A 24,370-nucleotide genomic window follows, 5' to 3' on the forward strand; every position below is an offset into this window, starting at 1 on the left:
ACTCATTACTCTTAATTTTTTAGTCATAACTTAGGGCTAATACTGTTTCTTAATGAAGATCCACTTTATTCTGCACTGTAGAGACTTTGCATACAACGTCTCTAAATCATTTATTTGAGGCAACTTTATAGATAATTGCTATAAAATTCGTAAATTTATGAAGAAGATTTGGCTGAGATTGTTTAGTTTAATTGTAATTTTACTGCTGGCTTGGTTTTGGATCATCATCAATCCCAAGCCGGCTTTTGCTCAAGTTAATACAATTAATTACAGCAATACCAATCTGGAAAATCGTGATTTTACTAACACTGATTTAACAGGTGTAACTTTTGTAGCGGCAGAAATGCGGGGTACAAATTTCCAAGGTGCAAATTTAACTAACGCTACTCTGACTAAGGGTGTGTTGTTAAAGGCTAATTTAGAAGGCGCGAATTTAACAGGTGCTTTGGTAGATCGGGTGACTTTAGATGGTGCAAATTTGAAAAATGCCATTTTCACGGAAGCTACTTTAATTCGCAGCCGTTTCTATGATGCTGATATTACTGGGGCTGATTTTACAGATGCTATTATTGATCGCTATCAAGTATCTTTGATGTGTCAAAGAGCAGATGGTGTAAATTCTGTGACTGGTATTTCTACACGCGAAAGTTTAGGTTGTCGCTGATACCAATTCAAAATACCCGATGGGTGATCGCAGTAGTGTCTCTTTTTCGTAGCAATTGTGTAAGTTCTACTAATATGGTCGTTTTTATTGGTGTTTCCTTAAACCCCAATAATCAGTACGCCATGTTCGTCATGATCACTTAAAATTAGCCTGACAGACTGCAAGATTTCCGGTTTAATTTAGTCAGATATGCAGTCTGCAAGAGTTGTCGGGTATTATTTGTGAGCAATCAAGACCAAAAACCCTCTCGTTCTTTCGCTGGGATTGCGGGCATTGTTGCCGCAGCCACATTAATTAGTAAAGTATTCGGTTTAATCAGACAGCAAGCGATCGCAGCTACTTTTGGTGTAGGTGCAGCTGCTACGGCTTATAGTTACGCCTATGTCATCCCCGGATTTTTATTGGTATTACTAGGGGGTGTGAACGGGCCGTTACATAGTGCCATTATCAGTGTTTTAGCCAAGCGTAAAAAAGAGGAAGCAGCCCCCCTGGTGGAAACGGTGACGACTTTGGTGGGGGGTGTGTTATTGCTGGTAACGGTGGCGCAGATTTTCTTGGCAGATAATATTGTTGATATTGTCGGTTATGGTTTGGATGCCAAAACTAGAGCGATCGCCATTGAACAGCTAAAAATTATGGCCCCAATGGCTTTATTTGCTGGATTGATTGGCATTGGTTTTGGTACTCTCAACGCTGCTAATCAATACTGGTTACTTTCCATTAGTCCACTGTTATCTAGTGTGACGGTAGTGATTGGTATTGGTGTATTAGCTTTACAGTACGGCAAAGACATCATTAAGCCAGAATACGCCCTCATCGGTGGGATGGTATTAGCTTGGGGAACTTTAGCTGGGGCTATTCTTCAGTGGGTGGTGCAGTTAATTGTACAGTGGCGGCTAGGACTCGGTACATTAAAGCTCAGGTTTGATTTCAAATCCCCTGGAGTTCAAGAAGTGATTAGAATCATGACTCCAGCAACGGTTTCTTCCGGGATGATGCCGATTAATGTGGCGACTGACTTGTATTTTGCCAGTCCCATTCAGGGGGCGGCGGCTGGTTTTAACTATGCCAATTTATTAGTACAGACTCCCTTGGGGATTATTTCTAATATAATTTTGTTGCCCCTATTACCCATTTTCGCCAAACTTGCCGAACCAGAAAACTGGCCAGACTTAAAGTTACGCATTCGTCAGGGCTTATTACTAACTGCTGTGACAATGTTACCTTTGGGGGCGTTAATGGTGGCGTTGTCTGTGCCGATTGTGCAGGTGGTTTATGAACGTGGTGCTTTTAAACAAGAGGCTACGCAGTTAGTTTCATCACTGCTGATCTCCTACGGGATTGGGATGTTTGCGTATTTGGGGCGTGATGTTTTGGTACGGGTATTTTATGCTTTGGGTGATGGACAGACACCATTCCGTATCAGCACCTTTAATATCATCTTGAATGCTTCCCTAGACTGGATTTTGGTCAAGCCTTTTGGTGCGCCTGGTTTAGTGTTAGCTACAGTCGGTGTAAATTGTAGCTCAATGTTAATGTTGTTATGGTTGCTTGACCGTCGCCTCAATGGTTTACCGTTACGTGAGTGGAGTGTGCCAATTTTAGGGTTGACGGCTGGTAGTATCGTGGCGGGAGTGGCTAGCTTTGCTACCTTGGTGGGGACACAGAAGTTATTGGGTACGCAGGGTTTAATCATTCAACTATTGCAGTTATGCGTATCTGGGTTAGTGGGGATTTTGGTATTTGCGGCGATCGTTTCAGTTATGAAAATACCAGAGGTGAATAGTTTCGCCGTGCGGATGCGTCAGCGATTTTTGAAGAGATAAATATAAATTGTTCACGTTCGCATCTTGCAAGAAAGGATGAGGTCTTCCGCATTACGTTAAACTGAAGTCAGCCTTTGTAATGTAGCGGTTGTGTCCCACATCAGTAAGAGTGCGGTTCACGCAGTTCACTGCATAAATCCCGACTGTCAACGTCCCTATCCCCAACCTTGGGGAAACAAGTTTTGTAACAGCTGTGGCGCAGTGCTACAGATGTTAGATCGTTATGTGCCAATACAACCCTTGGGTTCGGGGGGATTCGCCCAAATTTACACAGTCTGGGATGAAGTGACACAAAGCGAAAAAGTGCTGAAAGTTTTGGTGGAAGAGTCACCCAAGGCACTAGAATTATTTACACAAGAGGCGGCGGTTTTGGTGAGTTTGCGGCATCCGGGAGTGCCGAAGGTGGAAGCAGATGGAAATTTTCAGATAAATTTGACCAATCCCAAACCGCGCCAGTTAGCTTGTCTGGTGATGGAAAAAATCAACGGGCCGACTCTGGCAGAGATTTTAGAAAATTATCCCCAAGGTTGTCCAGAGGATGTTGTTGTCAACTGGTTGATCCAAGCACTAAAAATTTTACAGGAATTGCATAAGCGTCAAATTATTCACCGCGATATTAAACCTTCAAATTTGATGTTGCGGACTCCTGTATCAACAACATTACCAAATCAAGGCGGGACTGGCTGGGAACAATTGGTGCTAATTGATTTTGGTGGGGCAAAACACGTTAAAGCGGCAAGGCTGCGTCATGAATCTAGTTCTACAAGGTTATTTTCTTCTGGTTACAGTCCACCAGAACAGGTGAGTGGGGGAAACGTCGGGCCAGAAGCTGATTTTTATGCCCTTGGTCGAACTATGATTGAATTGCTGACAGGGAAGTATCCCGCAGATTTGGAAGATCCGCAAACAGGGGTTTTGCAGTGGCGTAACCGGGTGAATGTAAATCCTAAGTTGGCAGATTTATTAGATGAGATGGTAAATGAGGATGTGCGATCGCGCCCCACCAATGCTGCTATCATCCAAAAACGGCTAGCCAAAATTACTCACCCATCGTCATCATCACTAGAAACTAGTATCCAGCGAGTTTTAAGCCAAATTGCTCACCAATTTCAACTCTTACTGCAAGGGACTGAACAAGCATTAGGCGACTTTGGTCAAACTGTTCGCAAAATATGTTTGTGGATAGTTAAGACAATATTTCAAATTTTCACAGCTTGTGTGGCGACAATTTGGGCGATGCTACTGACTGGTTTGGGTGCTGGTGCAGGCACAATCACCGGGTTTATTTTGGCATATCAGACCAGCTTAGGCGATCGCTTTGTTGAATTGATCTCTACTCAGCTACCCGAATTAGCGACTAAATCTCAACCTGCTGTAGGTGCAGAAATCTTAGTATTTGCCGCCGCAGGCTTAGGGACAGCCTGGGGACTAACAATTTCCGGTTGCTTTGGTCAACGGCGGCGGTTTTTAACAGCATCATTAATGGGTACAACCAGCTACGTCTTCGGCTGGTTATTATGGCAAGTTATCACATCTACTAGCGATCGCGGTGAAGGTTTAGTAGCAGCAACTGCGATCGCTGTTTTTTTGTTAGCACTGAGTACCGGTTTTCGTAGTCATCACATAGTTTATGCCGTAATCGGAGGCTTTGGTGCAGCAATGGGTTTTGCCGCGTTGCTAATTTTAGGATTTCCCACCACTGTCTTACAATTTTCTAGTCGTCCCCTGTGGTCGGAATTATCCTTACCCATAGCCTTTTTTAGTTCCGTCGGTATCTTTACTAGCTTTTGGTTAGCAGTAAGTTATTACCTAATTGTCCCCAGTTTAAAGTTTTTAGGCTGGCGATAGAGTGAGTAACTGGGGATAAATCAAGTCAAAAGTCAAAAATAAATTGCATCTGATGACCATAGATTCATTTCTATGACCAGAAACACTACCAGCCCAGAACGATTCGCACTTGCACGTATCTCGTCCATACCCATTCACAGCTTATACAGAGAGAGCTTTTTTACCTCCGTCCCGACTTTTCAAACATCCTCTCAAAGTCAAAGCATATGACTATAGTGTTGCATATATGTTGCGATCGAGTATCTCATTTGCATAATATGAATTTCAACTGCAAAGGGATGAAATAGCAAATAGTTGAAAATAACCAGTTATATCAACTTTTAATGCTAACTTTGTCCATCGTTGCAAGAGTGAGCAAATACATCAAATAATGTGCTTTAACGCTTTTATCAGGTGTTAGATAATCCTGGGAATATAGCCTTTTCATTTTATATGGAACATCAGGTTATATCGAACAAAAATTAATTTCTTTTATATCCTATGCTTAACAATCACAATTAAATGTGATTATTTAACGGTGGTCATTAAATGCCATTTTGACACTTAACTAGTCAATAGCTGTCAGTCTAATTTTTGCTGAAAATTTAGTGATGGCACATTGATTATCTGAAAACAAGGCTTTTTCAACATTAGTAAATTTAGGAGATACGGATGACAACACTCAAAGGGAAGACAGTTCTTTTAACTGGTGCTTCACGCGGTCTGGGAGTATATATTGCCCGTACCCTGGCAAAAGAGCAAGCAACTATAGTTGGTGTTTCTCGTTCAAAATCAGAGCTAGATCAAGTATGTTCTCAAATCAATGATTTTGGTGGCAAAGGGATCGGTATTCCCTTTGACATGACAAACGTGACAGAACTTTCTACTTTAGTACAGCAGGTTGATAGAATTGTAGGTCCAGTTGATATTTTAATTAATAATGCTGGCATAGAAGTTTATCGTGTTTTTGTAAACTATTCTCTAGAAGAAATACAGTCAATAGTGACAACTAATCTACTATCTGCGATTGAACTAACTCGTTTATTACTACCAAGTATGTTAGAACGAGGTAGTGGAAAAATTATTAATGTTGCCTCCATAGCAGGTAAAAAAGGCGTTGCCTACAACAGCATTTATTCTGCAAGTAAAGCTGGTTTAATTCTGTGGACTGATGCCATACGACAAGAATTAGCTGGCACTGATGTAAATATATCGGCAATCTGTCCAGGATATGTAAGTAAAGTCGGAATGACTGTTAACAGTCATGTACCAATACCCAGATTAGCGGGTATCTCCACACCAACATATATAGCAAATGCCATCCTCAAATCTCTGCAAAAAAAACAACCGGAGTTAATAGTTAATGAAAATATTTTAACCGAAATTATGACAAAATTTTTGTTTGCGTTCGGACAGATTTATCCCGAATTTGTAGACAAAGTTTATCGACTCATTGGCGTAGTCAAACTTAATCAAAGGCGTGCAGATAAATTGAACGATATGGCAATTATGTCTAATAAAATACCGACAATCTTGACTAATACTGCTGTTTTAAAATAATAGGCTAATCTAAAATTTTATAATTCTCAAACTTGAGGATTATAAAAAAGCTAATACTTAATTAGTTCATTTTTGCCATTAAGAGTTGGACGTTACTTGAGCCTCGCCCACAAATTATTTTATATGGATATGTTGCAACCTGGAAGCTAACATCTTTAAGACTTAAAAGAACGTAACTCCTTATCCACTCTTTTCTCATTTATGGTTGATATGCCTCGTTTCATGAAATTGGTCAAAGAGCTTCCTTTGAATCTCCAATGATAGTAGGTAATCAAAATTTTGCCCCCATAATTCCGATATCTACTTAAGTTATGAACCTGATCCGCCTTCTGTTTCGTACTTCTTCTTTTCACCTTAGTCTCGCAATCATGGCTGGTATTCTCGGCGGTGCTACTGCTGCTGGTTTAATTGCCCTAATTAATCAGGCATTAAATCAAAACCAGCCATCGACAAGTACGTTAGTTTGGAGTTTTGTCGGTCTTTGTCTGCTGCGGCTGATTGCTAATTTTGCTTCTCAAATTCTGTTAATCAATCTCTCGGAAAAAGCCATTCTCGACTTGCGGATACTCTTAAGCCGCCGCATTCTTGCATCACCTCTGCGTAATTTAGAACAAATCGGTGCTTATGGTCTTTTAGCCGTCCTCACTGAAGATATTCAAACAATCTCTAACATGGCTATTACTATTCCCTTTTTGTGTACAAATATCGCCATAGTAATTGCATGTCTGATTTATCTTAGCTACCTCTCTAAAATGGTTTTTATGATTGGTATTAGCTTTATGTTCTTGGGAATACTCAGCTATTCACTACCAATGATTAAAGCCATGTCTTTTCTAAAATTGGCTCGTGAGCAGGAAGATAGATTATTTAAGCATTTTCGCACTGTAACTCAAGGCGCAAAGGAACTCAAGTTACATCGCCAGCGACGGCAAGCATTTATCTCTGAAGATTTACGTAATACTGCCCTCAAGTACCGCAGTCATAATGTGGTGGGTATGAGTATCTTTGCTGGTGCTGCTAGTTGGGGACAAATTCTGTTTTTTGTAGCTATTGGTTTGCTCTTATTCATAATTCCAAATATCAGAGAAATTCACCCTAAAGTTCTATCTGCATATGCTCTAACTATCATCTATTTGATAGCACCGTTAGAATACATTATTAGTCTTATGCCTAGCATCTTTCGGGCTTTAGTTGCTTTAGATAAAGTCGAATCTTTGGGTTTGTCATTGGCAAATTATTCAAATGAAACTGTTTCTGATGATTTGCTGAATTCAAATAAAGATTGGAAAGATATAGAACTAGTAAATGTAACTCATACTTACTATCAGGAGAGAGAAGATAATAATTTTACTCTTGGACCTATTAATCTCAAGTTTTATCCAGGAGAACTTATTTTTATTGTAGGAGGTAACGGTAGTGGTAAATCTACTTTAGCTAAATTAATTACTGGGCTTTACACCCCTGAAAAAGGAGAGATTTATTTAGATGGTAAGTCTATTAATAATCAGAATCGAGAATGGTATAATCATCAGTTTTCTGTAGTATTTTCTGATTTTTATCTTTTTGATCGCTTGCTGGGTTTGGATAGTAATGATTTGGATATTCAAACTCGAAAATATCTTACTCAATTACAACTTGACCATAAAGTTAAGGTCAGTAATGGTGTGCTTTCAACCACTGATCTTTCTCAAGGACAGCGTAAGCGTCTTGCTCTGATTACAGCTTACTTAGAAGATCGCCCCATCTATATGTTTGATGAATGGGCTTCAGATCAAGATCCAGTATTCAAAGAAATTTTCTACACTCAACTTCTAGCAGATTTAAAGAACAGAGGAAAAACTGTACTAGTTATCTGTCACGATGATCAGTATTTTTATTTGGCAGATCGGATTATCAAGCTGGAATACGGACAGATTAAAGATGAAAATTTAGCCATTGCAAAGGAGGAAAATAATGTTTACAACTAAACTCTTGTTACTATCTGAGCAACCCACTAAGTTTTTAAGAGGGAAAGAAATTACATTAAGAGAAAAACAAGATAGAACTTTAGAAGCAGATGTAAAATCCGTTTTATCTTACAAAGCATGGATTAATGCCAAAACTAATAATCTTTTGGACAATACAAGAATATTAAGCATAGTAGCATCTGCCAAAGGAGCAGAAAATTATTTACCTTATACTATCCCAAAAATCATTCAACAAATTTCTGAAATAGGAATGAAGGCTGATATAGTAATTGGTCTGAATAATGGTTTTGAATGTCCGACTGTTATCAAAGGTTTAACTTCACTTTCAGATGTCCAAGTAATTCATTTATATACTGGAGATAAGGTAGCCAATAATATCCCAGCAATAATATTTGACAATTCGATGTGCAAAGGTAAACCCTATTGCATAACTAACATAAAATCTCACCAATCCAGGCACAGGATATTTGTCGTTCATCAGAAACAGGGGGAACACGCAGCTGGTAAAATTCGAGTTTTAGGGGATATTTATGGTTCATTGCTACTGGAGAGTATAAATAATGGATGGATACCACCCGCAATTTTAATAGCTTTTGATGCTGAATCTCAGTTTTTAGTTGAGCATAAGCCTTCATCAATTGAATTAGACTCTAATGGTTTAAGTGTAATAGTTAATCAACTAAAAAAATATCCACAAATAGATATTTTAGGAACAAGAAATAAGTTTGCTGTGTATCAAAAATCCATGTTCAATGGTGTTGATATTTTACTACCTAATCTAGCAGAGCAAGTACCTCCGATTCAATGGTTTATAGATATTAGTCATGGAAAATTTAGCGGATTTAAGTATCACCCAGGAGGCGGTACATTTGGTAAAACTGATGTGATGGTTAGCTTATTATTACTAATCTCTGAAAAATATCCTGGTGTCAGATGTGAAGATACTCAACTCTCGGTATTAGCCCACTATGCTGGCTTTATAAGCGATATATTTTTAGATGTTATTTCTATAAATAGAAGCCCTAGTATGGATGAGATGACAAATGATCAGACACCAAAAAAGGCTTGGATAGAACAAATTTACAGATGGTTAGTTTCCATTTATGGATTAAAAATTGTTTACGGTGAGCATAACGTTAAAAGGTTCGCTAATAGTGGTTTTCCTTTGTTTATTTTGACGAATCCATTGGTATTTCTCAAAAGTGTTATGGAAAACGAAAAAATACAATTATATACAGTAATCAAAAAAATAAGATTTTTGCTAATAGCTTTTTTGACATTTCAGCAAATCCTTAAAAAGAGTAGAAAACATCCTGACATACTACAAGGCAATAAAACAAAAGCTTATTGGTAAAAGTAAGGATGTCACCATAAATATATTGAGCCCTTTTTACTGAGTTCGATCCAGTGCTAAGATTCTTGCTACACCTGATCTTCAACTGCAAAAATTAAAAATGTCGATCACCCTGTTTGAGCCATTTCACTATCCACCTCATCCAAACACAATCTTTGTGTTCACACTACCTGCAAATCTGCTGCTATCATGCCTTTGGTGCAAAAATCATCTTAAGCATTACCCCTCAAGGCATTAGGAAACACCAAAAAATAAATTATCCGCAATTGATGGTTGGTAGGGTGCGTCAGTATGAATAATTTCTGAGTATAGTTAGGTTCTATCGCACTGACGCACCCTACAGTTTGAATATTTTTTTATCTGGAAGTCCCTTAATTCCTCTCACCCTGACAAAATCAGCGAACGTACAGAAATTAATACCCCCTGATGGTATTTCTTTGGCCATCAGGGGGTTTATATAGGTGATAGACTATAATTTGTTCGGTATAGTTGATTACGATTCGATTGTAAAACCTAAATTAGTTTTTGACCAGTATGATAAGCAGAATTAATCTTATTTTTATAAGTTCTTTATAACCGCTTCATTCACGTTATTTACTGAGAAAACTAGATACAATCGTGTACGTATATCACAAATTATAATTTGTCATCCATAATAATACCTAAAAAATATAAAATTTAAGTTATTCATTGCTGTATAGTTGTTAACTGGCCATGAGTTATGGAGTGCAGTAGAGGCGGATTTACCCGAATCATCGTGAATATTTGAGGATATTTCTGAAACCGTCCCTACTAAAATCTAAAATTGGTTAACTTTTGACTTGATTTATCCTCAGTTAGAAATACATCATTTAAAATACGTTTATTTGCTATTGCTAAACTTAAAAAAGACTTGCTACAGTATCAAAATTATGTTGCAAAAATTATATTTTCACTGGTGTAATCAACCATAAATTATGTTCATCAAGTGGTAAAGATAGTTTTTGGAAAATGTTATCTTGTGGTACAAAATTTATCTGCAAAAATGGTATTTTGATGATAATTGTGGTAAAAAGTCTCCAAAAAAGCCCAATAAAGTCATATAGATTGCAGAAAATTTTGGCAGAGTTTGACAAACTGAAATCTATCTGCAAAATCAGATTGTCTAACTCATAACTTACGCACGAAAAGATATAGCTAACCTAAATCATTCGTGAGAGCCAAGAATCTCGGTTTCTCAAAGCAACCAGGGTTCTGAAGTCTGGATGGCTATAGATAGTTAACATCATAAATTTGCATCTCACCCTCATAGCCTGTTATTAGCAATGGCGTACCCACCCAGCGTAGGCGATCGCCATTTAAAAAAGCTGTGAATTTAAATATTTATCAGGCATAACATCTAAAACTCGATAAAGTCGGAAATTCTTAATTACGAATTTGTAACCTCGCTTTTTGACTTTCATCAACACAATTTCAGATAAACGGGTAAAAAACCATGTCAAGGGTGACTGAGCAGCCAAGCTCAAGAGAGCAGCCACTTGAGCTAGAACAACCTAAGATTTGGTGGGGTCTTGCTGTAGCCCTACCAGTAGCAGTGGCTGCTGGCTTATTAGCTACAGCAAAATTTGAGCAAATCAGCAAATTCAACCCATCTGTACCCATCAAACCAGTCGCTAGTAGTATTAGTGCTTTGGGACGCTTAGAACCACAAGGCGAAGTGATTAGACTTTCCGCACCAGCAGGAGGATTGCAATCATCTTCACGAGTCAAGCAGCTCTTCGTCAAAGAGGGAGAACGAGTGAGAAAGGGACAAGTGATTGCAATTTTAGATAATCATGATACTCAACTAGCGGCTATGGATGAAGCAAAAGCACGACTTCAAGAAGCCCGTGCTAGCCTGGCGCAAGTTAGAGTAGGGTCGCCTAGAGATATTCAAGCACAAACAGCAGTCATTGCTCGCTTGCAAGCTCAGTTACGGGGAGAAAGCGAAGCCCAGCAAGCGATGATTACTCGCATAGCCGCCCAATTAAGTGCTGAAAAAATTGCTCAACAAGCCACAGTCAATCGTTTAGAAGCGGAACTCAGAGGACAACAAGATAGTTTAAGAGCCACACTCAATCGCATCCAAGCCGAGCAACGTAACGCTCAGGTGGATGCTGGACGCTACGATTTTCTCTACCGAGAAGGGGCAATTTCTCAGCAAGAACGAGATAGAAGGCGATTGAGTGCGATTACTGCTAATCAACAAGTAATTGAAACCCAAGCCGCCCTCCGTCAAGCAGTGGCGACTATACGACAGCAAGTAGCTGAGGCTAGAGCAAATCAAGTCAAAACTTTATCAACTTTGCAACAGCAGCTAGTAGAAGCTAGAGTTACGCGAGAGAAAACTATCAACACCTTACGAAGACAAATCGACGAAGAAAAAGCCAGACTCAAAAGACTGGTGGAAGTTAGTCCTACCGATGTGCAGATGGCGCAAGCTCAAGTTAGTAATGCGATCGCTAACGTCAGAAAAGCCGAAGCAGAACTAAAATTAAGCTACGTGCAAGCACCAGCAGCTGGGGAAGTTTTAAAAATTCACACCAAGTCAGGCGAATCCATTAGCTCAGAAGGTATTGCTGAGATGGGTGAAACTGAACAAATGACAGTGATTGCAGAAGTACCTGAAGACGGTATTGGTAGAGTGCGTGTTGGTCAAAATGTCACAGTCTCTAGCAACAATGGTGCTTTTAGCGGCGAATTAAAAGGAACTGTCACTGAAATTGGTAGAAGAATCGGTAAAAAAGACGTGCTAAACACAGATCCCGCAGCTGATGTTGATGCCAGAGTTGTAGAAGTAAAAATTACCTTATCACCAGAAGATAGTGAAAAAGTTTCTGGTTTAACCTACGCCAAGGTAATGGTTGAAATTAATAACTAATTAGGTGACAGAAGACAGGTGACAGGTGACAAGGGAAGGAGTTTTGACTGTGGACTAATAGCTAATGACATTTTTTGAATTCAAAATGCAAAATTCAAAATGAAGAATGGAAATAATTTTGAATTAATTCTGGGTACAATCCCCCGCCACAATTTTCTCTACGTTCCCTGCGGGACGCTTAAGCGAACAATTAGCAGTGAGTAGCCTACGGCAAGTAAGCTCCCACTAATTATCTTTAATTTTGAATTTTGAATTTTGAATTTTGAATTGGAGCGAAGCGACTTGACTAATTTCTTCACAGCAATTAATCGTAAAAAAATACCTCTGGCTTGGCTACAACTAACACGAGAAAAAACTCGCCTAGCTGTAGCTTTAGCAGGAATCGGCTTTGCAGATATTTTGATGTTTATGCAGCTGGGTTTCCGAGATGCTCTGTACTACAGTAACGTCCGGTTACATGGTAGCTTGCAAGGTGAAATTGTCTTGCTGAATCGTCAATCTAATGCTGTACTGGCGATGAAAAGCTTTTCACAACGACGATTGTATAAAGCTTTAGAATTACCGTCAGTACAATCTGTACATCCTATATATTTAGATTACTCGATTTGGAAAAATCCTGATACTGGTAAAACTAGAAGCATTCTTGTTTTTGGAATTAATCCAGAAACTAATATCTTTAACTTAGAAGGAGTGCAAGAAAATTTAGATAAACTCAAACTGCCTGATACTGTTTTATTTGACCGTTCTTCTCGACAAGAATATGGACCAATAGCCAAATATTTTGATGAAGGCAAAAATGTCACAGCAGAAGTTCGCGGAAGACGCGTTCAAGTTGGTGGATTATTTACTTTAGGTGCTTCATTTGGGGCAGATGGTAATTTAATCACCAGTGATGTTAATTTTTTGCGATTATTTCTTAATCGTCAACAAGGATTAATTGATATTGGTTTAATTAAATTAAAACCGGGAGCTAATACTGAGGCTGTTGTCCAAGAATTGCGAAGTTATTTACCGGAAGATATCAATGTTTTAACCAAGCAGGAATTTATTGATTTTGAGCGTCATTATTGGGCAAGTAGCACAGCAATTGGGTTTATTTTTAGTTTAGGGACAATCATGGGTTTTATCGTGGGAACTGTGATTGTTTATCAGATTTTGTACACAGAAGTAGCAGACCATTTATCTGAATATGCTACTTTGAAAGCCATCGGCTATACCCATAAATATCTATTAGGTGTCATTCTACAAGAAGCAATAATCTTGGCTCTTTTAGGTTATATGCCCGGCTGGGCTTTTACAATGTTCATGTATAAAACTGCCAGAGATGCTACATTATTACCTGTTTTCATGAGCTTAGAACGTGCTATTACCGTATTGATTTTGACATTTATCATGTGTGTTGTTTCTGGTACAATTGCTGTCAGAAAATTAAAATCTGCCGACCCCGCAGATATTTTTTAATATGTTGTCATGAAAGTGCATAAATTAAAGATTACCCATTAAAAATCTTTATTTACGCCAGAATGTAATAGTTAAAAAATATTTTTAAATTACGAATCACAAATTAAGAATTACGAATTTCTTACACCTCGCCCAAAAATAATCATGAAAAATGAACCTGTAATTGCGATTAGCAATCTTAATCACTACTATGGTAAAGGCGCACTCAGAAAACAAATTTTATTTGATATTAACCTTGAAATTTATCCCGGAGAAATTGTGATTATGACCGGGCCATCAGGTTCAGGTAAAACTACATTACTGAGTTTGATTGGTGGTTTGCGTTCTGTGCAAGAAGGCAGTTTAAAATTTTTAGGTGTAGAATTATCTGGTGCAAATCAAAATAAATTGGTGCAAATTCGACGCAGCATTGGCTATATTTTTCAAGCCCATAATCTGCTAGGGTTTTTAACTGCTAAACAAAACGTACAAATGGCGGTGGAATTGAACGAACACATTTCTCAAGAGGAAGCGATCGCACAATCACAAGCCATGCTCACAGCCGTAGGATTAGAAAATCGCGTTGAATATTACCCTGATAATATGTCTGGTGGGCAAAAACAAAGAATTGCGATCGCCCGCGCCCTGGTAAATAATCCCCCACTAGTATTAGCCGACGAACCCACAGCCGCTTTAGATAAACAATCAGGACGTGATGTGGTAGAAATCATGCAACGTCTCGCCAAAGATCAAGGAACATCTATCTTGTTAGTCACCCATGACAACCGCATTTTAGACATCGCCGATCGCATTGTCGAAATGGAAGACGGAATCTTAGCCCGTGACTCCCAAACCGCAATCATCAGTTACGATGCTGGAGCGTGGACTGAAAACAATAGTTGACTATCGTTTAGTAGAACTTGATGGATTCTGTGGTGTGGAAACATTGGGTTGGCGGCTGGTGCGGAAAGTCACATTTACGCCTTCATTTGATTGTTCCAACACCAATAATGGCGTAGGTTTAGCTTTTTGATCCCAGTGCATAGTGGCAATCCTTCCTTGAATTGTGGGTTGCCAGTTATCTTCCCCTTCTACAGGGCTAAGATATGTTTCAATACAGTCAATAATTTGGCTAATCGTGGCAGAAGTTGCTTGTGTTGGTAACTTCATCAAGCGAATTTGAATCCGAAATAACACGCGTTTAGCTATATTAGGTGGAGTACCTGATTCATATTCAACATCAAAAATTTCATCTATTTGCCGTGCCGCATTGTTAGCAATCCCTACTGTTCCTTGCTGTGATTGACTGGGGCGTAAAGCTTGGGTAATTTTGTCTTTAACCCTAATTTTAGTTTGATTAACAATGGCAAAATGAAATACTTCCTCAGACATCCGCATCCGCAGGTAGTCTAGGTTAAAGTCCCGCGAGTTAACTAAATCGGGATTAGTTTCCATTTTGCGAATTGTTTCTAGAGCTAGTTTAAATTTTTTCTCTAATTCTCTCGCACGGAATTGCTCAAATTTGATTTTTTTCTCAAATTTAGTAATTTGAAGTTTCCCAAAAATAATCAATGCAATCAACGCTACAAATAATCCTCCAGAAGTCATCATTAAAATTGGTGGGATTGGAGAATCTTTTGCTGGTGCTGGCTGTGTCGTCCCCTTTTTCGTTTTTGGTGGCGATTGAGCAAGATATATGGGAGTTAGCATAGGTAGTAAACGGAAACACTGGACTTATTATTTTTAGGATGCCCATATTTTGCCTGTGAACTTGCTGTATTATTGGTATTTTTTACAGCTTGTCTCCCACTGCATATGTACAGAAACCCAAGTGTTCCGACTGGGAAGTCTCCAAGTCTTAAACCACTTTCCTCAGATGCGTCTGCTGATTTGAGTAATATTCGCCTCATCGCTACGGATATGGATGGCACACTGACGAATCAGGGAAAATTTTCTACTGCTTTACTGCAAGCATTGGAAGATTTACAAACGGCTGGAATTAAAGTCATTATTGTTACAGGACGTTCTGCGGGTTGGGTGAATGGATTAAATAGCTTGATGCCAATTGCTGGAGCGATCGCAGAAAATGGCGGCTTATTCTATTTATCTGGAAGTGAGGAAACAGTAGCATTGACACCCATTGCCGATTTCACAGCCCATCGCCAACACCTAGCTGTCATCTTTACCCAATTAAAAGCTAAATTTCCCCAAATTCAAGAATCGGCCGACAATCGCTTTCGCATCACCGACTGGACATTTGATGTAGCGGGTTTGAGTCTAGATGAACTACAAACCCTAAGTAATCTTTGTCACGATATGGATTGGGGATTTACTTACAGTAATGTGCAGTGTCACATTAAACCCCAAGGGCAAGAGAAAGCCATTGGTTTATTACAAGTATTGCGAGAATACTTTCCTGATTATGCCCCAGAACAAATTGTGACAGTTGGTGATAGTCCAAATGATGAAAGTTTATTTAATCAAAGTTATTTCCCAATGTCTGTAGGCGTGGCGAATGTGTTGAAATATGCCAACCAAATACAATATCAGCCAGTTTACATGACGACGGCGGCTGAAGGAGAAGGTTTTTGTGAATTAGCAAGTTATATCTTGGAAAGCAAGAGAAAAGCTAGGGCTACTTAGTGGTCTATCAAGTTAGTTTGGACGGTTCGTAGTAAGGACTTTAGTCCTGACTTTTCTAAGGACTAAAGTCCTTACTACAAACTTACTTATCCCTCAATTAAAATTTGATAACCTACTAGTCCCCAGTCCCCAGTCCCTACACCAAATAACTAGTATTCGGCACAATCGGAAAGAAAGCATACTCATACCAAGCAGTCCAGATAAAACTACGTATCCAGCGATCGCGTTTTTCTGGACTTAATTCATACTCAAATGCTCCTTCAGATAAATCAATCGCGGATAGATGCGAGTTACAACCGCAACCATGCTGATAAGTAAAACCATATTTAGAAGCGATACTTTGCACCTTCATTTGCACTGCAAATACTTTACACGCATGAAGTATGGCATCCCAAGAACGCTTGTGTTCTATATCCCGCTTGTCAAATCTCAAAGCGCGTTCTTCAAACACATGATCGCGATAAATCGGTGCTAAATGCACATGATAAAAACTGGCTGGAAGTTCGTAACCAAACTCATCGAAGAGTTCTAACCCAATCCGCGCCACTTTGATTTCATCAGCGTAATCAGACCCCTTTAACTCTAAATTACGCAAAATTTCCCCAAAATTGGGATAGTTCTGAGTCAGGAAATCATAACCGTAGAACTCTAGAGTTTCTCGCCCTAATTGCCCAAACAACTGACAAAATGATGGCTTGAGGTGAGCAAGTTCTGGGCGTTCGTTAAACAAGTCAACATTACCCTGTTCTAACTTGTATAAGAACAACTGCGCCATCTCAACATAAACCTGTGGATTGCAGAGTCCAGTATTGACTGCACCTTTAGCAATATCTTGCCATATAGGAGGAAGTTGAGTCACAGCCACAGCATTTTCGCCTGCTATAACTGCGACACTGGGGAATTCAAGAACCTGCATTAACAATCTCCGTAAGTAAGCTTTAGATTGATGTTTGCTGAAAATACTTACAAGCGGCGTAAGCCATTGTGACAACTCCTGTCACAATAGCAGATTCATCCACTTCAAATTCAGGGTGATGTAAGGGATGATTGATAATTCGCTCAGAGTACCCTACACCCAAGCGAAACATTGCACCGGGGACGTGTTCCAAATATACCGAAAAATCTTCCGCACCTAGAGACGGTTCTGGTAAAACTTGAACGCGATCACTACCCCAAGCTGCTTCACCTGCTGATTGTAATATTTGCGTCAGCGCATAATCATTATTGACACCGGGTACACCTTGGTGATAATTTACCTTATACCGCGCACCGTAGGAATGACAGACATTAGCCACAATTTTTTCAATCCAGCTTGGAAGTTGAGCGCGGGTTTCTGGATGGAGCGATCGCACTGTTCCCAATAACTGTACTTGATCAGCAATAATATTAGCCGCTCTCCCGCCGCTAATTTTACCAATACTCAACACCACCGGACGCAATGGATTTTGAGTACGGCTAATAGCTTGTTGTAAGGAAGTAATCACCTGCGCCGCAATCCAAATCGCGTCAATCGCCTCATGGGGACGCGCACCATGACCAGATTCCCCGATAATGATAATCTCCAAATCATCAGCCGCCGCCGTCAACGCCCCATAACGCACACCAATTGAACCAGCCGGGATAGAAGGGAAAACATGAACCCCTAAAACAGCCGCAACATTTTTCATCACCCCATCTTGAATCATCCAGCTTGCGCCTTGGGCAATTTCCTCCGCAGGCTGAAACAAAAACCGCACATTTCCGCCTAATTCCTCCGCCATTTGCGAAAGTATCATCGCCGTTCCCAAACCTATCGTAGTATGGATATCATGACCGCAAGCGTGCATGACACCTTTTGTTTTAGAAGCATATTCCAACCCCGTAGATTCTTGAATCGGCAAAGCATCCATATCAGCACGAATTGCCAAAAAACACTCATCCTCAGCAGCAGTTTTAATTTCTCCCACTACCCCCGTTTTGCCGATACCTTCTTGTACACGCAGACCGCTAGAAGATAAGACACCGGCCACAAACGCAGCAGTTTGATACTCTTGACCGCTAAGTTCTGGATGAGAGTGAATATGACGACGAATCTCAATCAGGCGGGGTGCTAGTTTTGTGGCTAAGTCTTGAATATGGGTCAGCATTGCTTGATATTAATTAAAAGGCTTTGTTCCATCATAAAGAGGGATTAGGGATTGGGTAATGGGGATTGGAAATAGAGAAAACAATTCTCACCCTCTCACTCTCTGCGCCTCTGCGCCTCTGCGTGATCATTTATAAATTCACTGAATCAAAGCCGAAAACTCTATGGATTCATAATTAAACTTAAATCCAAAACAAACCCAGGTAATACATCTTCCCCAGAAAGCTGTGGCGGTTGCTCAACAGAAAAATTAATGGTTTCTACCTCAACACCAGGGCGATAAATTTCTACTAACGGCGTTTGGGGGTCAATCAACCAACCCAAGCGAACACCATTATCCCGATACTCCTGCATTTTTGCCCGTAATGTCTTTAAAGAATCAGTTGCAGAGCGCAACTCAATCACAAAATCTGGACACATTGGCGGAAAGCGTCGCCTTTGTTCACTAGTCAAAGCCTCCCAGCGTTCTGTTTTCACCCAAGCAACATCCGGCGAACGAAAAGCACCATTAGGTAAACGAAACTCAGTTGAGGAGTCAAATACTTTACCCAGTTTTGTTTGACGATTCCACAAGCCAACTTGTAGATTGAGATCCGAATTTCTAATACCGCTTTCGCCGCCAGTTGGTGGCATAATAATTAATTCTCCTGCGGCTGTAAGTTCTATCCGCCATTCATCATTGGCTATGCACAGTTGATAAAACTGCTCGTCTGTCAGACCTACGGCTGGGGGAATGTTGAGAGTCAGAGTTTCCATAGGTATTTAATGGGGTTTATTTTATTATGAGCGATACTTACGGCAAGCAGGTACGCTAACGCTTCAATACCTAATAACGCCGTGTGCAACTTTCTCTCAAACCTAACCCCCAACCCCTTCCCTACAAGGGAAGGGGCGCAAGAATCAAAGCCTCTCTCCTTGCAGGGAAGGGGTTTGGAGAGGGGTTTCAAAAATAAGTTGCACATCGCGTTATATAGAAATATGAATAATTTGAAGAGTCAGACGACTGTTCAGCATTTTTTGCTTACCAAGTCATCTAACTCAATTTGATTTTCGGATGAAGTCACCCCCATCACTGGAATAGGTCTGGACTCCCCTTCTGTACGCTTGATAAATTCCCATCTACCAATTCTGACCGAGAGGAGCAATCGCGGGGGAACAAACAACCCGCAAACCGATGTTGTTGTTCCTGTTGTCCGGCTCGTTCCTGTTGCGATATGCACAGCGACAGTTCCTAGGATTGTTGTTCCAAGAACCACCGCGCAGCAGCCGGAAGTGCCTATCCCATCTTCAATTTCTTGAAAAAACAAGAGAATTGAATATCTTTTGACGTAATGTCCAAGTATTACCTTGGTCTAAATGGGCGTACCAGCTTTGTAGAGATGCAGACACTTTTTCATCGTCAATTTTACCTTTGGCATAGTCTATCTGCATTTCTCTAAGTCTGCGTCTGGCACGGCGTAAATTTTCTGTTCTCACGCGAATAGAATTTGGTAGAACACGAAACCCCAGAAAAGTCGCTCCCTCTTTAGTTGCGAACAGTTGACTTTTAATGGGATGAATTTTCAACCTTAAATGTATCAGGTATTCTTCTATGGCATATCTGGCTGTTTGCAAAAATTCATAGTCATCAGAAAATAAAGCAAAATCATCAACGTAGCGTAGATATTTACTCGCTTTTAGTTGCTGTTTGACAAAGTGATCTAAGCCATTAAGATATACATTAGCGAAAAACTGGCTTGTTAGATTGCCAATTGGTAAACCGCGTCTACGTTCTAGCGGTGTGAGTAAATCATCATTGGGGAAATAATGTATTATTGGTTCTTGTTGATTACTGCCATCAATAATAGTATCAATTAACCAAAGTGTATCAGGACATTTAATCTTGCGACGTAAAAGAGATTTTAAAATAGTATGGTCAATACTAGGAAAATATTTTTGGATATCACATTGCAGAGTATAATTACTGGAACGAGCAAATTTAATGAAGCAATTTAAAGCCCGATGTGTGCCAAAACCGATTCTGTTGGCATAAGTATCATGGATAAATGTTGGCTCAAAAATCGGAACAATCACATTGCAAAGAGCATGATGTACAATTCTATCTCGATAAGGAGCAGCAGAAATTAAACGGGGTTTTGGTTCTTTGATTTCAAAAGTTTTATATCGACCTGGGCGATAAGATTTTGATTTTAAGTCTGTTTGGATTTTAATTAATTCTGCTTCTAAGTTATAGTTAAAATTAAGAATATTCTCTCGATAGCGTTTACCTTTTTGAGCTTGTCTTGCAGCTTGTATTAGGTTGGCAAAGTCTGTGATTTGATGCCATAAGTTGCCGTGGCGTTTCATAGTTTTGTATTATGGTTTGTGCTGTATTTATTGAATCTCAGCCCTTAATACCTATTAGGAAAAAATACTATAGTGTTTCCTAATCCCATCAGGTATATCATAGCCCCCTCCCTGCTGGCGGGGAGGGGGTTGGGGGTGGGGTTCTTGTACCTTCTACTTCTAGACACGAATGATTTTAAAAAATTGTAGGTTGGGTTGACGCAAGGAAACCCAACACCGATATCAATATTGAGTCGCCAAGACCTGTGTTGGGTTGCGCTACGCTTAACCCAACCTACAAAACAATGGCTGTTTGTTTTTGTTGTTTAATCCAAGCACCTAAATCAATACCAATTTCGTTAATTAATTTACTTGCGTATTCATAACGCGGAGATTCGATTAATTCTAAATCTAAAAGTAAGCGAGTTTGATAACGTAAAATATCTAGTTTAGTATTTAAGGTTTGTAAAATTATTAATCTATCTTTGCTATAGCGTGCTGTAATTAGATTGTCTAGGAGATCGTAAAGCCCAGAAATAATTCGGTTGCCTAAAATAAATTTGTGATCGCGGGGTAAACGGTTGAGAATCGGCACGTACCAGCGAATTAAATCGTAAATTCTTTGGATAATTGGTAATTCATTCATGCAAAGTATGATATAGTAAATTAGGCAATAAATCCCACTTAGTTGTCAATTTCGTAAAAAAAATATCCGCCTGCGGCGGAGGGTTAAGAAAATTAAGAAATGTAAAGAGCAAAAGGGCAAAAGCGAAAAGTGCTAGGGAGTCCTCGCGGGGGAACAAACAACCCGCAAACCGATGTAGTAGTTCCAGTAGTCCGGCTCGTACCTGAGGCGATATGCACAGCGACAGTACCTAGGATTGTAGTGCCAAGACCCACCGCGCAGCAGCCGATAATGATTATCATTCTCTTTGCCTTCTATTAACCATGCACTACCGTCAGTGGGTGCGCCTTGATAATTTTCGTGCCAATGGTCAAAACACCATTCCCAAACTAGACCGTGCATATCATACAGACCAAAGGCGTTAGCTACACCAAAGCTCCCTACATCTGTAGTTTCTTTTCTATATTTGCCTTTTGCTCCAGAACCATAGACATAATCACCGTCATAGTTCACTAAATCGGTGCTAATTGTCTCACCAAAATGAAATGGTGTTGTAGTTCCTGCACGACAAGCATATTCCCACTCTGCTTCAGTCGGCAGGCGATATTCCCGTCCCAATTTTTGGGAAAGTCGCTGACAAAATTCAACGGCATGAAACCAGGATACCATTTCTACAGGACGATTTACACCTTTAAAATTAGATGGGTCAGATTCTAAATCATGGTTAACCTTGGGTAAACTAGCCACAGCACGCCATTGAGCCTGAGTCACAGGAAATTTACCCATGAAAAAAGGCTGAACCTTAACTTGATGCTGAGGACTTTCTGTGTCACTTTGCTCTAGTTCCTTATCTGGCGAACCCATCAAAAATTCACCTCCAGGGATGGAAACCATATCTAAGGTGACACCATTCCCCAAGTCAGCCGTAAAATATTTCGCCTGTCCTTGACTACGGCTAGTTTCCTTACCTTTGGCGTTGACAGTTACTATGTCAAATTGAAATTGACCTAACCCCCCCATCCCCCCTTCCCTACTAGGGAAGGGTGGTGTTTGACTCCCGGTTGGGGGAGAGGTATTTTTCATCGGTATACGAAGGCGTTGATGAATGGGTTTAATATTCTCATCCCTGAGTCCTAAATCATGCTGATAGGCTTGCAAGTCATTGGATACAATTTCATCGTCTGGATATCCTTCCTCAACAGCCTCTAGTAATGCTTGCTCATACTCCTCTAATTTTCGTTGAAATTCTCGGTAAGGCTGCAACACCTCAAATTCAATTGCTGCTGCTTCTTCTGGTAAAAGGGATAACTGAGTTTGTTTAGAATTTAAGAGCCTGCGTGCAACCTTGGAAATTTTTCCATGATTTACCCGAAGCTCTACTTCTTTACGGTACATCAACTTAGGATCATTAACAGGTGCTTTCGCCAACCAAATCTTGTAACCTTCTTTGACAGGATAAAACTGCGGTGTCATAGCCGGAGAGACTTCTCGCACTTTACCACTAGCATAATTATGCAACTCATCTACCGAAATATTGCCATCTCCATCTTGATCTGCTGCGCCGTTGGTAATACCTTCTACTAAATAACGAGTATAAATAGAAAGGTCAGATCCTGCCTTTTCAAAGGAATATTCAGTTGAGGTAGAAGAGGTGAGAATTGCTCTACCCTCACTATGTAACTCCTCTGCAATAATATCTACAGAATCTACAATACCAGCAGATTTAGCATTTAACCCTTCAGCAAAAGCCCCACTAAAGCAGGAGTCTAGAATGATTACCTGCTGCTTTGACTTGCTCGCATTCATGCGGTCATGAAGATATCTAGCTTCGACTGCCGTTGGTGGAACTAGCCTACCATTGTCTAGAATCGTTTCACTGGTAGATAGGTAAAGTTTACGCCTTTCGTCCTTCAACCCATGACCAGAAAAGTAAAACAGCACCAAGTCATATGTTTTGCGACCAGTAAAAATTTTGTCAATAGCTATTTCCATGTCCATTCTATTAGGATTAGGTAGCACTGTTACATTTGATTCAGGAAATTCACCCATATCAGGGTTAATCAAAACCTGTTTGAGTGCTTCCACATCCCTAACAGCAGAAGGAATAGCTTTCAAGTCTGCTTTATATTCACTCACACCAATCAGCAGGGCAAATTTAGCCATCGGTCTTGGTTACACTAACTTTGATCTTGGAGAGCCGTTCAATTGCACCGACAGCATTTTCTAGCTGTTCTTGATTGGTGTACTCTACGATATATTTTGCCCCATTATCTTCATATTCCACCTTCAAAACTCTACCATAAAAGCGATTACCCACTGAATCTAGCAATTCTTTGGCTTTTTTGGGGTTGACCAAGGTTTTCAAAATTCCTGGGACAAATCCGGCTAAACCTGGTTTACTACCGTCGGGTATTTCCGATTCTCTAACTTGTGCGACATCTTCAACTATTTCGCTAATTTCCTGAGCTAGATTAGCTGTTAAGGCTTCTAACTCTTCTGGGTCTAAATCAAGGTCAGCATCAGTTAAGTCAATTAAGACTTCAAGATTACTCACTATATGTTTACCTTTACAATTTCAGTATATTTAAGTAGATTATCGTAATTTTTGCTAAATTGGCAATGATATAGCGTTTTTCAGTTGAGTGAGCGGGAAGAACGCCACCCCCAACCCCCTCCCCACAAGCAAGGAAGGGGCTATGATCGTTGTTCTCAGTTATGATCAAACATAGAACCAAGTCAAGCACACATCATAATTATTCGCTGACATTGGTGAAGGTCAACAATGGTGACAGTGGTTGTTGTAATTAATACGCTTATTTCACTAATGCTGCTCTACGTAGCTTGGCGAGTGTGGCAACTAAAACAAAAGATAGCATTTATAGGCGATCGCCTCACAGAATACGAACGCTGTACCCATGACCTACTATATAAAGCACCGGAAAATATCTACCTAGGACAAAACAGCATTCAGCAATTACGACAAAGTAACCAAGTTCTACAGTTGCAAATCCAACAAATAAGACAAATTATCAGCATACTTTTACTGGGACGGCGAACTTGGCAGCGTTATTTTCGTAAAATGGATTTCATCTCTAGAAAATAGGATATGAAAGCA

The 24,370-nt window shown here is 39.9% G+C and carries 20 protein-coding genes; 11 read left to right on the forward strand and 9 right to left on the reverse strand.

Annotation, left to right across the window (positions count from 1 at the left end; all coding sequences use genetic code 11):
* Window positions 1-157: 157 nt before the first annotated feature.
* The 9 genes from L6494_RS07275 (at window position 158) to L6494_RS07315 (ending at window position 14,440) form a co-directional block, all read left to right on the forward strand.
* The gene (locus tag L6494_RS07275) at window positions 158-664 is read left to right on the forward strand and encodes a pentapeptide repeat-containing protein (RefSeq protein ID WP_237993159.1); all 507 of its coding nucleotides are present in this window, start codon (window positions 158-160) and stop codon (window positions 662-664) included.
* A 221-nt stretch (window positions 665-885) separates the two neighbouring features.
* The gene (gene murJ / locus L6494_RS07280; RefSeq protein WP_237993168.1) at window positions 886-2,490 is read left to right on the forward strand and encodes a murein biosynthesis integral membrane protein MurJ; all 1,605 of its coding nucleotides are present in this window, start codon (window positions 886-888) and stop codon (window positions 2,488-2,490) included.
* A gap of 90 nt (window positions 2,491-2,580) precedes the next feature.
* On the forward strand, window positions 2,581-4,338 hold the full coding sequence (locus L6494_RS07285; protein WP_330911070.1) for a serine/threonine protein kinase: 1,758 nt from the start codon (window positions 2,581-2,583) through the stop codon (window positions 4,336-4,338).
* Window positions 4,339-4,989: 651 nt separating this feature from the next.
* The gene (locus L6494_RS07290; protein WP_237993186.1) at window positions 4,990-5,877 is read left to right on the forward strand and encodes an SDR family NAD(P)-dependent oxidoreductase; all 888 of its coding nucleotides are present in this window, start codon (window positions 4,990-4,992) and stop codon (window positions 5,875-5,877) included.
* A 311-nt stretch (window positions 5,878-6,188) separates the two neighbouring features.
* The gene (locus L6494_RS07295) at window positions 6,189-7,844 is read left to right on the forward strand and encodes a cyclic peptide export ABC transporter (protein WP_237993188.1); all 1,656 of its coding nucleotides are present in this window, start codon (window positions 6,189-6,191) and stop codon (window positions 7,842-7,844) included.
* Entirely contained in the window at window positions 7,831-9,198 is a 1,368-nt protein-coding gene (locus L6494_RS07300; protein ID WP_237993190.1) for a hypothetical protein, read from the forward strand. Before L6494_RS07295 ends, L6494_RS07300 begins: the two co-directional genes overlap by 14 nt.
* A gap of 1,474 nt (window positions 9,199-10,672) precedes the next feature.
* A complete protein-coding gene (locus tag L6494_RS07305; RefSeq protein ID WP_237993192.1) occupies window positions 10,673-12,097 on the forward strand; it encodes an HlyD family efflux transporter periplasmic adaptor subunit in 1,425 nt (474 codons plus the stop codon).
* A 303-nt stretch (window positions 12,098-12,400) separates the two neighbouring features.
* On the forward strand, window positions 12,401-13,558 hold the full coding sequence (gene devC / locus L6494_RS07310) for an ABC transporter permease DevC (protein ID WP_237995869.1): 1,158 nt from the start codon (window positions 12,401-12,403) through the stop codon (window positions 13,556-13,558).
* 144 nt (window positions 13,559-13,702) lie between these two features.
* Window positions 13,703-14,440, forward strand: coding sequence for a DevA family ABC transporter ATP-binding protein (locus L6494_RS07315; RefSeq protein ID WP_237993194.1), 738 nt, complete (start codon window positions 13,703-13,705; stop codon window positions 14,438-14,440).
* On the opposite strand, the gene L6494_RS07320 is transcribed toward L6494_RS07315, so the two are convergent.
* Window positions 14,441-15,247, reverse strand: coding sequence for a hypothetical protein (locus L6494_RS07320; RefSeq protein ID WP_237993196.1), 807 nt, complete (start codon window positions 15,245-15,247; stop codon window positions 14,441-14,443).
* A gap of 105 nt (window positions 15,248-15,352) precedes the next feature.
* Here L6494_RS07320 and L6494_RS07325 point away from each other — a divergent pair, with 105 nt between their 5' ends.
* Window positions 15,353-16,180 (forward strand): HAD family hydrolase, encoded by an 828-nt coding sequence (locus L6494_RS07325; RefSeq protein ID WP_237993198.1) that lies wholly within the window; start codon window positions 15,353-15,355, stop codon window positions 16,178-16,180.
* A gap of 136 nt (window positions 16,181-16,316) precedes the next feature.
* On the opposite strand, the gene L6494_RS07330 is transcribed toward L6494_RS07325, so the two are convergent.
* From L6494_RS07330 to L6494_RS07365, 8 genes are all read right to left on the reverse strand, one after another.
* Window positions 16,317-17,096 carry a hypothetical protein gene (locus L6494_RS07330; protein WP_237993200.1) on the reverse strand — a complete coding sequence of 260 codons (780 nt, stop codon included), beginning with the start codon at window positions 17,094-17,096 and terminating at the stop codon, window positions 16,317-16,319.
* Window positions 17,097-17,118: 22 nt separating this feature from the next.
* Window positions 17,119-18,306: a M20 family metallopeptidase gene (locus L6494_RS07335; RefSeq protein ID WP_237993202.1), complete on the reverse strand. Its 1,188-nt coding sequence runs from the start codon at window positions 18,304-18,306 to the stop codon at window positions 17,119-17,121.
* Between the two features lie 161 nt (window positions 18,307-18,467).
* Window positions 18,468-19,061, reverse strand: a complete 594-nt coding sequence (locus tag L6494_RS07340) for a Uma2 family endonuclease (protein ID WP_237993204.1) — start codon at window positions 19,059-19,061, stop codon at window positions 18,468-18,470.
* 363 nt (window positions 19,062-19,424) lie between these two features.
* Window positions 19,425-19,571 carry an SUMF1/EgtB/PvdO family nonheme iron enzyme gene (locus L6494_RS07345; RefSeq protein WP_330911085.1) on the reverse strand — a complete coding sequence of 49 codons (147 nt, stop codon included), beginning with the start codon at window positions 19,569-19,571 and terminating at the stop codon, window positions 19,425-19,427.
* 21 nt (window positions 19,572-19,592) lie between these two features.
* Window positions 19,593-20,651 (reverse strand): RNA-directed DNA polymerase, encoded by a 1,059-nt coding sequence (locus L6494_RS07350; RefSeq protein WP_237993206.1) that lies wholly within the window; start codon window positions 20,649-20,651, stop codon window positions 19,593-19,595.
* Window positions 20,652-20,925: 274 nt separating this feature from the next.
* The gene (gene avd / locus L6494_RS07355; protein WP_237993208.1) at window positions 20,926-21,276 is read right to left on the reverse strand and encodes a diversity-generating retroelement protein Avd; all 351 of its coding nucleotides are present in this window, start codon (window positions 21,274-21,276) and stop codon (window positions 20,926-20,928) included.
* A gap of 132 nt (window positions 21,277-21,408) precedes the next feature.
* Window positions 21,409-23,418 (reverse strand): caspase, EACC1-associated type, encoded by a 2,010-nt coding sequence (locus tag L6494_RS07360; RefSeq protein WP_237993217.1) that lies wholly within the window; start codon window positions 23,416-23,418, stop codon window positions 21,409-21,411.
* Window positions 23,411-23,809 carry a hypothetical protein gene (locus tag L6494_RS07365; protein WP_237993219.1) on the reverse strand — a complete coding sequence of 133 codons (399 nt, stop codon included), beginning with the start codon at window positions 23,807-23,809 and terminating at the stop codon, window positions 23,411-23,413. Before L6494_RS07365 ends, L6494_RS07360 begins: the two co-directional genes overlap by 8 nt.
* 228 nt (window positions 23,810-24,037) lie before the next feature.
* Between L6494_RS07365 and L6494_RS07370 the strand changes: the two genes are divergently transcribed.
* A complete protein-coding gene (locus tag L6494_RS07370; RefSeq protein ID WP_237993221.1) occupies window positions 24,038-24,358 on the forward strand; it encodes a hypothetical protein in 321 nt (106 codons plus the stop codon).
* Window positions 24,359-24,370: the final 12 nt, after the last annotated feature.

It is taken from the genome of Nostoc sp. UHCC 0870 (genome assembly GCF_022063185.1).
Taxonomy (GTDB): domain Bacteria; phylum Cyanobacteriota; class Cyanobacteriia; order Cyanobacteriales; family Nostocaceae; genus Trichormus.

Bases quoted from the DNA above. Each gene is read 5' to 3' on its own strand.
- L6494_RS07325 (WP_237993198.1), top strand. From the start codon at position 15,353: ATGTACAGAAACCCAAGTGTTCCGACTGGGAAGTCTCCAAGTCTTAAA.
- L6494_RS07300 (WP_237993190.1), top strand. From the start codon at position 7,831: ATGTTTACAACTAAACTCTTGTTACTATCTGAGCAACCCACTAAGTTT.
- L6494_RS07370 (WP_237993221.1), top strand. From the start codon at position 24,038: ATGGTGACAGTGGTTGTTGTAATTAATACGCTTATTTCACTAATGCTG.
- L6494_RS07330 (WP_237993200.1), bottom strand. From the start codon at position 17,096: ATGCAGGTTCTTGAATTCCCCAGTGTCGCAGTTATAGCAGGCGAAAAT.
- L6494_RS07295 (WP_237993188.1), top strand. From the start codon at position 6,189: ATGAACCTGATCCGCCTTCTGTTTCGTACTTCTTCTTTTCACCTTAGT.
- L6494_RS07305 (WP_237993192.1), top strand. From the start codon at position 10,673: ATGTCAAGGGTGACTGAGCAGCCAAGCTCAAGAGAGCAGCCACTTGAG.
- L6494_RS07320 (WP_237993196.1), bottom strand. From the start codon at position 15,247: ATGCTAACTCCCATATATCTTGCTCAATCGCCACCAAAAACGAAAAAG.
- L6494_RS07360 (WP_237993217.1), bottom strand. From the start codon at position 23,418: ATGGCTAAATTTGCCCTGCTGATTGGTGTGAGTGAATATAAAGCAGAC.
- avd (WP_237993208.1), bottom strand. From the start codon at position 21,276: ATGAATGAATTACCAATTATCCAAAGAATTTACGATTTAATTCGCTGG.
- L6494_RS07350 (WP_237993206.1), bottom strand. From the start codon at position 20,651: ATGAAACGCCACGGCAACTTATGGCATCAAATCACAGACTTTGCCAAC.
- L6494_RS07290 (WP_237993186.1), top strand. From the start codon at position 4,990: ATGACAACACTCAAAGGGAAGACAGTTCTTTTAACTGGTGCTTCACGC.
- L6494_RS07275 (WP_237993159.1), top strand. From the start codon at position 158: ATGAAGAAGATTTGGCTGAGATTGTTTAGTTTAATTGTAATTTTACTG.
- L6494_RS07315 (WP_237993194.1), top strand. From the start codon at position 13,703: ATGAAAAATGAACCTGTAATTGCGATTAGCAATCTTAATCACTACTAT.
- L6494_RS07340 (WP_237993204.1), bottom strand. From the start codon at position 19,061: ATGGAAACTCTGACTCTCAACATTCCCCCAGCCGTAGGTCTGACAGAC.
- L6494_RS07335 (WP_237993202.1), bottom strand. From the start codon at position 18,306: ATGCTGACCCATATTCAAGACTTAGCCACAAAACTAGCACCCCGCCTG.